This window comes from Proteus genomosp. 6 (genome assembly GCF_040139785.1).
In the GTDB taxonomy this organism is placed as follows: domain Bacteria; phylum Pseudomonadota; class Gammaproteobacteria; order Enterobacterales; family Enterobacteriaceae; genus Proteus.
In genome coordinates this window covers 48,867-61,564 of record NZ_JBEEVJ010000004.1, presented here as the reverse complement: position 1 = coordinate 61,564, position 12,698 = coordinate 48,867, and the positions used below count along the sequence as shown (strand labels likewise).

The window sequence follows — 12,698 nt, the reverse complement described above, 5'->3', positions numbered from 1 at the left end:
TAGATCTTATAGGAAAAGTAATGACTGAAGAAATTACGTTTACTGCGACAGAAGTTAATTGCTATGTCGAAGATGATGTCACCATTATCGGAATAGGGGATGATGCTGTTTCTCCTGATCATTTCATTATTCTTTCAAGATTTGATGAAGAAGATGAAGATATAGATAACTCAATTGGTTTAATGACCCATTTATCTGATATTGAAGCCATTAATACGCTCGAAAAAATTACCCTTGATCGAAAAAATATTATCCTTGCATTAAAAAACAATGTGGTGATAACAATCCATTTAGATATTGAAGACAATCATTTTGTTCAGCTTAATGATTATCTTCAGCAAATCCTTCAAGGAAGCTCAATTAAACTTATTGAAAAATAAGACATTCTCTATTTTTCAATATACAAATGCATTCTTGGAATAATTAATTGCAGCTTTTTAGCTTTAGGGCGATGGCGAATTTGAATGTTATCGGCATCATAATCAGGAAGTTCGCCTATAACGGGTTTAAAGTCGCTCTCTTTATCAATATAGAAAGCTAATAAAGGCAAAGGACACGCATATTGCACTTGTTTTTGAAGTTCTGAATACCAAACCCGCGCAATAGGTTGCACTTTGACAGGACGCTTTATTTTTAATTTTGTATTTTCAGGTAATTGAGAAAGAGTGATGATCTCTTTATCCAGACGTTCAGCCCATTGTTCACTGGTATAAGGGGGGACTGCACGATTGGCTTCGCGACTTTTCTCTAATTGAGTCAAAACATCGTTACGCGTTAAATTCTTAATAATATTCTTATTCGCCCAACCAAAACGCACTGTATCTGGATCAGACAATAGGGTGAGGGTACGATAAGCATTGAGCGTAATTAAGCCTTTTAATTGATTATGGACGAAATCAAAACGCTCTTCCTTCGATATACCAGACTCTTTAGTAACAATATCGGAAAGCTGTTTTTTTAATAAATTAATTTGCTCAACTTGTTTTTTTACAGACTTAAATGTTTGATTATCTGTACTAAAGCAAAGCACTCCGGGTAAACGAATAGCGCGCTTACTACTAATGTGCGGTGCATTGTCATAAATAAAAAGATTCGCCATTAGCTTTAAAGTGAGATCTCTAGCTTCCTCATTATAGCAAGGTGACACCGTAACGCGAACAACCTCATCATGTTCCTCTTCTTTACTCACTTCAGGTAATTCAAATACTGCTGATGGTAATAAAGTTAAATTTTTCAACACATCAGTTAGTTTTTTAATTTCAATTTCTAATTGCTGAAAACAGAGATTGAATTGCTCAATTAAATCATATCGATTCATCTTAACATCCTTATTTAGTTACAACATACAACTAGCCTTTGTTTAAAACAATACATTAGCTTCAGTGAAAAGTACATCGCCTAACAGCGATAAATTTCAAAAACACGATACACTGTTTATTTATACAGTATATCGTGAAAAGGGCATATTTGGATGATATTTTTCCTAAAAAGGGATTATTTGATGGTTTTTAAATCAAAGTTAGTTTGTTTTTCATTCGACTGTATTAACGTTCCATCAATAACATTGCAATCTGGTTTTGTTGGTGGGCACCGTTCTGTAAATGCATTTGTAATAGATGTAAAAAAGAGAAATAGCAGGGTAATAGATAGTTTTATAATAGCCATAATCGTAATCCCTTCTTAAAGAATAAGTTTATACCTTAAGAAGGGAGTGCAAAATCGACAACATTAAACCGCGTTAACCTGCTTTTGCACTTTGTTAATTATCAATAAATTACTGGGCAACTTTGTTTAAGTGTAATGCTATTAATAAGGCTGTTAACATTAAAAGGGCAATAAATAACCCTACACCAAGCCAGCCAAAACTCACCCAGAATAATCCGCCCACTGTGCCTGCAAGGCTAGATCCCGCATAGTAAGTAAAAAGATAAAGTGAAGAGGCTTGGGCTCTTCCTCGTTTAGCGCGACGACCAACCCAACTACTTGCGACTGCATGTGCAGCAAAGAAACCTGTCGTTAAGATAAGCATCCCAATAAAGATAACGGGCAGTGATTCAATCAAAGTAATCAATATGCCAATTAACATCATTGAAATTCCAGCAATAAAGACTTTACCTAAACCGTATTTAGTGGTTAATAAGCCAGCTTTGGATGCGCTATAAGTACCACTTAAATAGACGATAGAAATCAGACCCACAGTAGTTTGACTTAATGAATAGGGTGCGTCTAATAAACGATAGCCGATATAGTTAAATAAAGTAACAAAACCACCCATTAATAAACCACCTTCAATAAATAACAAAGGCAGCCCTTTATCTCTAAAATGCAATTTAGTCGTTATAAGAAGATTGCGAGGTTTTAATACTGTCGGCCTAAAGTGCTGTGAAGCTGGTAATATCTTCCAGAAAGTAATTGCAGCAAAAAGGGCAAAAATACCGAGAATAACAACGGATAAACGCCAAGAATAATAATCACTTAGTACCCCTGTAATAACGCGCCCGCTCATTCCTCCAATAGAGTTTCCGCTAATATATAAACCCATTGATAATGCGAGATAAGCAGGGTGAATTTCTTCACTTAAATACGTCATTGCTACTGCTGCAACGCCACTTAATGAAAGTCCAACTAAAGCTCGCGTAATTAAAATACCTGTCCAGCTATTCATTGTCGCACTTAATAATGTAAAAAATGCGGCGCAAAACAGTGCGATAACCATGACATTCTTACGACCAAAGGCGTCTGAAAGTGGGCCAGTGATTAATAATCCACATGCCATTAAAGCGGTTGAAAGTGAGAGAGCTAAACTACTGGTTGCTGGGCTGACGGAAAATTCGTTAGATAACACCGGTAATATGGGTTGCACAAAATAGAGTAAGGCGAATGTCGCTAAACCGACCATAAAAAATGACACTGTCACTTTTATATACAGTGCATCATCACGTTGAATATAGTGTTTAGGGTTAGATTGGTGTTGAGCAGGCTTTTCTATACTTGGTGTATTGTCTGAAATATCAGTGCCTAAGCTCATACTTTTACTGTCTATTTCGTGAGTATCCATATTGATTAAACTTCCATTACTTAAATTTGATTTATGTCAATGTTAGAAATATTTGATTTTTTTGTCTAATATATTAATCATTAGAAATAAGACTTTTAAAGTATCAATGGCGACATGAGAGAAATATGAATATTGAACTTAGACATTTACGTTACTTTATTGCTGTTGCAGAAGAGCTTCACTTTGGTAAAGCAGCAGAAAGATTGAATATTTCTCAACCTCCTTTAAGCCAACAAATACAAGCACTTGAAGGTGAAATAGGCGCTAGACTTTTAGAGCGAACAAACCGTTCTGTTTCGTTAACACCCGCAGGACAAATGTTTTTAAAAGAGTCGTATCAAATTATGGCGCAGGTCAACGCAGCCGCAACGCGCGCCGCTAGAATGGAAAAAGGTGAATTAGGTGAAATTTCAATTGGTTTTACCTCAACAACGCCTTTTATGCATTTAGTCACCTTGAGTTTGCGACAGTTTAGAGAAAACTATCCAGAAGTCGGTATTCATATGCATCAAATGAATACAAAACAACAGATATCGCCGTTACTAACGGGGCGTATTGATCTAGGGATCATGCGAAACACAACATTACCCGAAAATTTGCACCACCAGCTATTGTTTCGTGAGCCTTTTATATTAGCGGTTTATGAAGGGCATCCACTGCTTGCTTACAAAGAAACGGGGGTCAATATTCAAGATATTGGGCAATATCCTTTTGTTTTCTTTGAGAGAGATGTTGGTACGGCACTTTATGATGAGATTATTCAGTTACTTAGTCTGTCAGGAATTACGCCAACTATTGCACAAGAAGCGGGTGAAGCCATGACAATTTTAGGGCTAGTTGCAGCAGGGCTTGGTATTTCTATTGTGACAAAATCATTTACGCGAATGAAAGTTGATGGAGTGCACTATCTACACTTTGCAAATTCTCAAGCGTTCTCTGAAGTTTGGTTAGTTTCACATAATAAACGAACTATTCCTGCTGCGGCGAATCGATTAACGCAATTGCTGTTAAAAAATATCTTAGATCACCAAAAATCTTGATTTATCTGTGTTTTTGATCACGCTTTTTATGTAAGTATTGTACAATTATTACAAATTGACGACATAATCGGTAATGAATTATTTGGAGCCTCGAATTAATTATGGCTCTTTAATTAAGGATGCATTCAATGGGGAACCAACCTAGCCACATCGATCACGTAAAACAATTTAATCTTGGCACAGTCTTTCGCTTGATTGATGAACATGGTCCCATTTCTCGTATTTCATTGTCGAAAAAGGCAGAGCTTGCGCCAGCAAGTATTACTAAGATCACGCGAGAATTAGTTGAAGCGCATCTTATTCATGAAACGGAATTCCCAGATGTGGGATTTCGAGGCAGGCCTGCTGTCGGATTAAAATTAGAAAGCCAAGGCTGGCAATTTCTCTGTATTCGCGTCAATAAAGGCAGTTTACTTTTTAGTTTAAGAGAATTAGATAGCAAACTGGTTACTGAAGATACATTCGATTTCCCCAAGGAATACAGCGATGATTTTCTTAATCATTTTTTAGTTGCAATTGATAAATTCTTCGAGCGTTATCAATCTCATGTTGAAAGATTGACGGCAATTAGCATTACAATGAATGCCATTGTTGATCCTATTAGTGGCGTTATTTATAGCTCACCTTATTATGATATTAAAGACATTCCACTTGCCGATAAAATCCATGAAAAAACAGGTGTTTCTGTATTTTTACAACATAGCGTAACTGCATGGACAATGGCCGAATCTTTATATGGTGCGGCAAAAAACAATTCAGACGTTCTGCAAATTGTTATCGATGACATTGTTGGTGCTGGCGTAATAAACAATGGAAAAACATTACATTCTAACAGCCATAGCGCCGTCGAAATTGGACATACTAAAGTTATCGATTCTCAAAATAGCTGTTATTGTGGGGCAAAAGGGTGTTTAGAAACAGAAATTGCTATTCCTCAATTAATTAAGAAAGCCCAATTATTAGCTCAAGAAGATCCCACTTCGTTGCTAAACAAATATCCTATAACTGTGGAGACATTGTGTGATGCGATATTAGTTGGCGATAAACCCGCGCTTGAAATTGTAAATTTAGTCGCTCAGCGATTAGGTTTTATTTTGGCTGTTATGATCAATATCTTTAATCCGCAAAAAATATTAATTGGTTCGCCGCTATGTCGCGCTAAATCAGTGCTCTTTCCTTTGATGCTGAATCATATTCAAGATCACGTCATGCCTCGTTATGCAAAGTCACTCATTATTGAAGAAACAGAGTTAAGAAATAAAGGTACATTGCCAGCTGCATCTTTAGTGAAAGAAGCGCTGTACAACGGTTCTTTGTTAATTGAATTAATGCAAGGCTAAATTAAGCTAAATAAAACGTAACAAAACTGTTTTGTATGCGTAAATGCGTCAATTGATCATTAACGAATTCTCTATTTTTGAGCAATTAACTAAAAAATTGAGCTACCTCAAGCCACCAGAAACAGTGTTACCCTAAACTCTAATCTCTGTCATTTTTTATGAACCTGATTTATCTGTCATAACGGAAGTAAATTATATGTTAACACGCTTTTTTGTTACGGGGACAGATACCAACGTGGGTAAAACTGTTGTAACCCGAGCACTTCTTCAGTCATTAAATCGTGGCGGGTCAACGGCAGTAGGTTATAAGCCTATTGCAACAGAATTACATGAAACGGCTGATGGTGAACGTAATCGTGACGCTATGATTATTCATAATTCATCACCAGTTGAAGTTCGCTACGACGAAATTAATCCTATTTTGCTTGATAATTGTTATGTTAGCGAAAATGAAATCGATTTTAATAAAATTTCAAATGAGCTCGACAATTTAAGTAAAAAAGCAGAGTGTGTTGTTATCGAAGGTAATGGTGGTTGGCGTTATCTGCTTGATGATAATACTTTTTATTCTGATTGGGTGGTGAAAGAACAAATCCCAGTTGTTTTGGTTGTTGGTATTCAACCAGGCTGTGTCAATCACTCAATATTAACAGCGCAATCTATTATCAATGATGGTTTGAAATTAGTAGGTTGGGTTGCGAACAGAATAAATCCAGGATTACCTTATTACGCGAAAATTGTGGAAAGGCTGTCTCAGCATATTCCTGCACCGCTGATTGGTGAAATCCCGTATTTGTTACGTCCTGAAGAACGTGATCTCTCTTGTTACCTCGATTTAAGTCAGTTGGAAATCGCTGTACCTGCTTAAGAGAGAATATAAATAAGTAACGAAGTGGATTACTATCTGTTTTTAAACGATACCAAACTTGTTACTTTTAAATGCCTGATGAGTAAATTCATTGGGTGTTTTTGTTTTTTCTGATTTAGTCGCAAACATACTAATGATAAAAATAGCACATAAAATTAAGACTAAATAAGATAGAGCGGATCAGATAAATCAGAAGAGTAGTCATTGATAAACAAAGGAAAAGGGCGCTAACATTGCGCCCTTTTTTAACACAAGATTTTATCAACTTATAGATTAATGACGAGTATAGATGATTTTCTTGCTGTCATTTTCGCAAGTTCCAACAACTTTACCTTCTGTTTGTGCAACTTGGTCGTTTTCAACGACAGTTAAAGTAAAGTTAGCGGCTGGCACACCATTATTAACGATTTTTTGTTGAATAGACTCAACGACTTCATCACAACCCGCATTTGCGGCTAAAGGTGCAAATGCAACCAGTGTGGCCATTACTGCAAATACATATTTTTTCATTTCAATCACTCCTTGTTTTACAAAGCAAAACATCACTGTTTTACACGATTTTCTTATGGGTTAACAGGGCGACCCGTATTACTGTCTAAACAACGACGAGTTTCAGGCTCCCAATAAGCGTAGACGTTTGCACTTTTCAGACAAGCATCCCGCTCATCAATGGCTTTATCTACTTTATTAAATTCAATTTTTTCTCGCTGATTGACTTGGGTACGTAGCTCACGCTTTTGATCCCAATCCTCTTTCATTTGTCGAGCTTGTTCTTTATCTAAGACATTATCATAGCCATCACCATTAATGGTTACATTAGTGGAAGCGGTAACAGAAGAAAAAGAAGACACTGATAAACCAAGAAATAAGGAGAACACCATTGTTCTGATAACTTGTTTCTTAGTGAGTGTGTTGATCATGGTTGCTATCCTCTAAAGTTATGTCGCTATTGCTGTCAATGACTATTATATCTTAATAATTATAGCTGATGCTTTAATAAAATATGAGTTTTCAGTGCGTTTAGCTCTGACGATGAACACTTAAGCCTGCAAATGATTGGCTAACAGGCATCATTTCTAGGGTATTGATATTTACATGAGCAGGTAATGTTGCTGTCCAATATACCGCTTCTGCCACATCTTCAGGTGTTAACGCATTTGCATTAGCATAAGTTTGCTCAACTTTATTACTATCACCTTTAAAACGAACTAATGAGAACTCTGTACCACCAACAAGTCCTGGTTCAATATCGGTCACACGGACTTTTTTACCTTGGAGATCAGCACGTAATCCTAAACTAAATTGTTTAACAAATGCTTTAGTGGCGCCATAAACATTACCGCCCATATAAGGCCAAGAAGCTGCTGTTGAGCTGATATTAATAACATGACCTTTGTTTCGTTCTACCATAAAAGGAAGAATAGCGCGGGTGACATGAACCAGACCTTTATTATTTGTCTCGATCATCGTATCCCAGTCATCAAGGTTGGCTTTATCGGCGGTATTTAAACCTAGGGCTAATCCTGCATTATTGACTAACACATCAATTTCGCGCCATTTTTCAGGTAATTGAGTGTAAATCTCACTGACTGCTTTTTTATCTGTCACATCTAACTGTAATGGATAAAATTGTTCACCTAGCTCTTTATGCAAGTTATTCAGTTTATCCAAACGACGGGCTGTACCAATAACTTTGTGTCCGTGGCTGATAAAATGACGAGCAATGGCTTCACCAAAACCAGCAGAAGCACCCGTGATAAAAATAATCATTTAATTACCCTCGATAGTTATAATAATTGAAAGTAAAAGGCTATCACTAGAAAGAGTCAAGTTTAAAAGTAGGGTTTGTGATAAATCAGGCTAAAAACAAGATCCTTTTCTTATATGAAAGATTTTTATCTTTAATAATAAGTAAGATTTTTGTTTTCAACTGTAAGATAAGAGGGATTAGATATAGCAATTAACAATGCTGAGACTGGGCTTATTGAGCAACAAACCCAGCCTAGCTGAATAAGACAATATCAGTTATTTTTTACCAACTTGATGACCAATAACGCCACCTAAGACGCCACCACCAATAGTACCCAATGCGCTACCATCAGTTAAAATAGCACCACCGATAGCACCTGCACCGGCTCCAATTGCTGTATTACGGTCGCGTTTTGTCATGCTAGAACAACCCGCAAGTGAAAAAAGCAGAACAGAAGCGACACACAGTGTTCCAACCTTTTTTAACGTGATATTCATTTTTATAAACTCCGAAATAAAGGGCAATATAAAGATATCGTTATCGTATTTACACGAGCATCAGAATATTCGGGAACATAAGGGGAGAAAACTCTTAAAGTGAGTCATAATTCATAACTTATATTTTAAATGCGCTTTATCAAAATAATTTTTATTATCTATATTATTATTCTATGTTCAGAAGAAAAGCATCAATGCACTATGTCATTTATATGAGTTAAGATAACAGCATGATATTAATGAATAAATTTAAGATACTCTCTTCACAATTTGCATCGGGCTATTTTGGTGTAGTACTGGGGATGATAGGTACGGGTATGGCATGGCGCTATGCGGCTAAAGAGCATAACTATCCAGCTTATATTGGTGAAATATTTATTAGTGTGGGTTGTTTGGTTTGGCTAACACTGACGTTATTTCTATTGGGCAAATGGTTATTTCATCGACACGCTATTCTTGATGAAGTTAAACATCCCGTTGCCAGTGGATTTACCAGTTTATTTCCCGCAACAACAGTTTTAGTATCGATAGGTTTAAGTCCTTATTCACCGTTATTTTCTCTTGTATTATTTAGCCTCGGTGCGATTGCTCAGTTAGCGTATTCCAGTTGGCTGATTGGTTATCAATGGAAGGGTGAATATCCTAAAATGGCAACCACACCTGCATTATATTTACCGACAGTGGCGAATAACTTTATCTGTGCTATGGCATGTGGTGCATTTGGATTTAATGATTTGGGTATTCTATTTTTTGGCGCTGGCGTATTTTCTTGGTTAAGTTTAGAACCTGCTATTTTAAACAGAATACGTAGTGAAGGGTTAATGGATGAGAAGTCACGGCTCTCATTTGGTATTCAATTAGCTCCTGCTTTAGTTGCCTGTAGTGCATATTTGGCTATCAATGATAATCATATCGACTTCTTCGCTAAAATGTTATTAGGCTATGGCCTATTACAACTTTTATTTATGGTGAGATTAATCCCTTGGTTTGTTAAACAGTCATTTTCATTACCATTTTGGAGTTTTTCCTTTGGTGTCTCTGCGTTAGCAAAAGCATCATTAAATATGAGTATGGCATCTAATAGCCGTTTTATGCAGTTATTATCAACGGCACTATTTATCTTTGCTAATTTAATTATCTTACTACTGATTTGGCATTCATTATTATGGGTTTTTAGAGGGCTAAAAAAATTATGTTGTCCATCTAAAGTATTTTAATAACCATAGAAAAAGAGAGCCTAAACAAGATCCTTTAGGCTCTTTTTATTTTAAGTCGAAAGATAATTCAATAAAATATTAAAATACTTTAATAGGTAGAATTAAATTCTAATTGGTTTTCTACTTAAAATAGCCACGGTATTACCGATAAACATGGCTGAGTAATATAAAGGAACATAAATCAAACCTAAAGCAACCATCATAATACCAATCGATAACATTAATGCGACAGTGCTATCTGGTGATGTTAACTCTAAAAATCCTTTATCTAATCCAGTTAGAAATACCTTTTCTTGTAACCTTGCATATAACCATGATGCACCAACAAGAACGGCACCGAACCAAAAACTTAGCCAACATAATGCCGAAGTAAAAGACATCATATTATTTTTCATGATTTATTTTCCTTGTCAAATATAAAGCACACAATGAGTTATGATATTTTTTATAAAGATAAGCTCTTAGATTATATCGATAAATAAAAATAGATAAATACATATATAGGTAAGATGGCTAAATTAATATATAAAGAGTGCAAAGTTATTAATTGATTATTTGCTTATGATTTTTTATTACATACATCCACACATAAAGAAATATCGCGAATAATAATCACCTTTGAGGATAATTAGAGATGATTATTAAATAAGGCATCTATTAAATAAGGCATCTAAACGTTGATCATCCTGTTTTGAAAAGCGAAGAAGTTCCCAATTATTCACTAACAGCGATGAAAAGAAAACTCATTAACTTTGTTTTCTATTCTTTTTAATTTGATAGACAAAATATCCTATTGCTAACGGTATGACCAATGGAATTAACACCATTATATATAATACACCGCCGCCTTTGGCTCCTCCGCCATTAATATACTCATCGAAAATGTGCTTTGAAAAATAATGAAGAAATATGTCGTCGCTGCATTTTTTAGCGAATGGAAGTAAGGGGATACAGATACAGCTATATGCCGTCTTTAAGTGCCATTTCAGCCATATAAGGAAAAATTAAAGTATTAGTGCATTCTCACCCCATTGGTTATTAAGTCAAGAGAGGTATCTCATCAATAAGGTGAATCGATTCGCTTAACTTTGTTTCATTTGATATAAGTCAACAGGGTATGCTTCCTGTGTGGAAAGGTGATTGCAAAAGTAATCATTAAAACACATATGATTTGACAGATATATGTTGCAAGTGTAATTTAGCTAATCTAAAGAGAGGAGCAAATATGGAACCATTGCAATTATTTAAGGTATTAAGTGATCAAACAAGGCTAGATATTGTGTTGCTACTTAAAGCATCTGGCGAGTTGTGTGTTTGTGACATCTATACAGCCCTAAACTTATCCCAGCCGAAGACTTCTCGCCACCTAGCTATGTTGCGGGAAAGTGGGATATTGCTTGATTCTAAACATGGAAAATGGGTTCATTATCGTTTATCTCCCACATTATTACCGTGGGTGAAAAATATTATTGAAATCACCTACGCGACAGAGAAAAATAAAATAGCAGATTTGCTTAGAACTATTGAAAAGAAAGGAGCGGTTAGTTGCTGCTCTGAATAAAATTTTTTAACTTTATATATATGAAAAAACAGATATGAAAAACTAGAAGATAAGTCTTCTGAAAGAGGTTTTTATGTTTATTGCAGTATTAATATTTGTCCTAACAATCACTTTTGTTATTTGGCAACCTAAAGGTTTAGGTATCGGCTGGAGTGCAACCGCGGGTGCACTAGTTGCACTACTGTTAGGTGTCATTCATCTTCAAGATATTCCTGTAGTTTGGAATATCGTCTGGAATGCAACTGCCACATTTGTTGCTGTTATTATTATCAGTCTGATTTTGGATGAAAGTGGCTTTTTTGAATGGGCAGCACTTCATGTTGCAAAATGGGGCGGTGGTAAGGGTCGTCTTTTATTTAGCTATATTATCCTGCTAGGTGCATCCGTTGCTGCACTGTTTGCCAACGATGGCGCTGCACTTATTTTAACACCCATTGTGATTGCAATGTTGCTCGCTCTTGGATTTAGTAAAGGCACAACATTGGCTTTTGTTATGGCGGCAGGATTTATTGCAGATACCGCAAGTTTGCCTTTAATTGTTTCAAATTTAGTCAATATCGTCTCTGCTGATTTCTTTAATATCGGATTTACGGAATATGCCTCAGTGATGGTTCCGGTTGATATTGCCGCTATTATCGCGACATTAATTATGTTGCATTGGTTTTTCCGCAAAGATATTCCTCAGCAATATGACACCTCTAAATTAGCGATGCCTGCGACAGCGATTAAAGATGTGAAAACATTTAGAGCAGGTTGGTTGGTATTGCTTCTTTTATTGCTTGGTTTTTTCATACTGGAACCGTTGGGTATTCCGATTAGTGCCATTGCAGCTGTTGGTGCCGTAATTTTGTGGTTTGTCGCGGCACAAGGAAAGGCGATTAATACTCGAAAAGTTTTACGAGAAGCACCTTGGCAAATCGTGATTTTCTCCCTTGGTATGTACCTTGTTGTTTATGGATTACGCAATGAGGGTTTGACTCATTATCTATCAGAAGTACTCAACACATTGGCAGAAAAAGGAATATGGGAAGCGACATTAGGAACAGGGTTTATTACCGCATTTTTATCTTCAATTATGAACAATATGCCAACTGTTCTTGTAGGTGCTTTATCTATTGAAGGTAGCAATGCGACGGGTTTAATTAAAGAAGCGATGATTTATGCCAATGTCATTGGTGCAGATCTCGGTCCAAAAATTACACCAATAGGAAGTTTAGCAACTTTATTGTGGCTACATGTATTATCACAAAAAAATATGACCATTACATGGGGCTATTATTTCAAAACGGGCATTATTATGACTATCCCAGTGCTGACAGTAACATTAATTGCTTTAGTACTTAGACTTACGTTAATAAATTGATGGT

15 protein-coding genes are annotated in these 12,698 nt (G+C 36.0%); 7 read left to right on the top strand and 8 right to left on the bottom strand.

Annotation, left to right across the window (positions count from 1 at the left end; translation table 11 throughout):
- The first annotated feature begins 20 nt into the window (after window positions 1–20).
- Window positions 21–380, top strand: a complete 360-nt coding sequence (locus ABN212_RS06250; protein WP_109374004.1) for a hypothetical protein — start codon at window positions 21–23, stop codon at window positions 378–380.
- An 8-nt stretch (window positions 381–388) separates the two neighbouring features.
- On the opposite strand, the gene tus is transcribed toward ABN212_RS06250, so the two are convergent.
- The 3 genes from tus to ABN212_RS06235 form a co-directional block, all read right to left on the bottom strand.
- Window positions 389–1,318 carry a DNA replication terminus site-binding protein gene (tus, locus tag ABN212_RS06245; RefSeq protein ID WP_109374005.1) on the bottom strand — a complete coding sequence of 310 codons (930 nt, stop codon included), beginning with the start codon at window positions 1,316–1,318 and terminating at the stop codon, window positions 389–391.
- A gap of 176 nt (window positions 1,319–1,494) precedes the next feature.
- A complete protein-coding gene (locus ABN212_RS06240) occupies window positions 1,495–1,665 on the bottom strand; it encodes a hypothetical protein (RefSeq protein WP_198619543.1) in 171 nt (56 codons plus the stop codon).
- Between the two features lie 109 nt (window positions 1,666–1,774).
- Window positions 1,775–3,058, bottom strand: a complete 1,284-nt coding sequence (locus ABN212_RS06235; protein ID WP_198619542.1) for an MFS transporter — start codon at window positions 3,056–3,058, stop codon at window positions 1,775–1,777.
- A gap of 125 nt (window positions 3,059–3,183) precedes the next feature.
- Between ABN212_RS06235 and ABN212_RS06230 the strand changes: the two genes are divergently transcribed.
- From ABN212_RS06230 to bioD, 3 genes are all read left to right on the top strand, one after another.
- Window positions 3,184–4,098 (top strand): LysR family transcriptional regulator, encoded by a 915-nt coding sequence (locus ABN212_RS06230; RefSeq protein ID WP_198619541.1) that lies wholly within the window; start codon window positions 3,184–3,186, stop codon window positions 4,096–4,098.
- Window positions 4,099–4,226: 128 nt separating this feature from the next.
- Window positions 4,227–5,438 carry a sugar metabolism global transcriptional regulator Mlc gene (mlc, locus tag ABN212_RS06225; RefSeq protein ID WP_409339348.1) on the top strand — a complete coding sequence of 404 codons (1,212 nt, stop codon included), beginning with the start codon at window positions 4,227–4,229 and terminating at the stop codon, window positions 5,436–5,438.
- A 196-nt stretch (window positions 5,439–5,634) separates the two neighbouring features.
- Window positions 5,635–6,306, top strand: coding sequence for a dethiobiotin synthase (gene bioD / locus ABN212_RS06220; protein ID WP_072068031.1), 672 nt, complete (start codon window positions 5,635–5,637; stop codon window positions 6,304–6,306).
- Between the two features lie 273 nt (window positions 6,307–6,579).
- Here the strand turns inward: bioD and ABN212_RS06215 are convergent, their stop codons facing one another.
- The 4 genes from ABN212_RS06215 to osmB all read right to left on the bottom strand — a co-directional run bounded on the left by ABN212_RS06215 (window position 6,580) and on the right by osmB (window position 8,553).
- On the bottom strand, window positions 6,580–6,816 hold the full coding sequence (locus ABN212_RS06215) for a DUF1161 domain-containing protein (protein WP_099075341.1): 237 nt from the start codon (window positions 6,814–6,816) through the stop codon (window positions 6,580–6,582).
- 53 nt (window positions 6,817–6,869) lie between these two features.
- Window positions 6,870–7,226: a DUF1283 family protein gene (locus ABN212_RS06210; protein ID WP_349443008.1), complete on the bottom strand. Its 357-nt coding sequence runs from the start codon at window positions 7,224–7,226 to the stop codon at window positions 6,870–6,872.
- A 100-nt stretch (window positions 7,227–7,326) separates the two neighbouring features.
- Window positions 7,327–8,076 carry a bifunctional NADP-dependent 3-hydroxy acid dehydrogenase/3-hydroxypropionate dehydrogenase YdfG gene (gene ydfG / locus ABN212_RS06205; RefSeq protein ID WP_109374010.1) on the bottom strand — a complete coding sequence of 250 codons (750 nt, stop codon included), beginning with the start codon at window positions 8,074–8,076 and terminating at the stop codon, window positions 7,327–7,329.
- A 255-nt stretch (window positions 8,077–8,331) separates the two neighbouring features.
- Window positions 8,332–8,553, bottom strand: coding sequence for an osmotically-inducible lipoprotein OsmB (gene osmB / locus ABN212_RS06200; protein WP_109374011.1), 222 nt, complete (start codon window positions 8,551–8,553; stop codon window positions 8,332–8,334).
- A gap of 239 nt (window positions 8,554–8,792) precedes the next feature.
- Here osmB and tehA point away from each other — a divergent pair, with 239 nt between their 5' ends.
- Complete coding sequence (gene tehA, locus ABN212_RS06195; RefSeq protein ID WP_232797445.1) at window positions 8,793–9,770, top strand: dicarboxylate transporter/tellurite-resistance protein TehA; 978 nt, start codon at window positions 8,793–8,795, stop codon at window positions 9,768–9,770.
- Between the two features lie 101 nt (window positions 9,771–9,871).
- Here the strand turns inward: tehA and ABN212_RS06190 are convergent, their stop codons facing one another.
- Complete coding sequence (locus ABN212_RS06190) at window positions 9,872–10,165, bottom strand: hypothetical protein (protein WP_109374013.1); 294 nt, start codon at window positions 10,163–10,165, stop codon at window positions 9,872–9,874.
- A gap of 830 nt (window positions 10,166–10,995) precedes the next feature.
- Between ABN212_RS06190 and ABN212_RS06185 the strand changes: the two genes are divergently transcribed.
- Both ABN212_RS06185 and ABN212_RS06180 read left to right on the top strand, forming a co-directional pair.
- Window positions 10,996–11,331 (top strand): metalloregulator ArsR/SmtB family transcription factor, encoded by a 336-nt coding sequence (locus ABN212_RS06185; protein ID WP_109374015.1) that lies wholly within the window; start codon window positions 10,996–10,998, stop codon window positions 11,329–11,331.
- 73 nt (window positions 11,332–11,404) lie between these two features.
- On the top strand, window positions 11,405–12,694 hold the full coding sequence (locus ABN212_RS06180) for an arsenic transporter (protein ID WP_198619537.1): 1,290 nt from the start codon (window positions 11,405–11,407) through the stop codon (window positions 12,692–12,694).
- The last annotated feature ends 4 nt before the right edge of the window (window positions 12,695–12,698 follow it).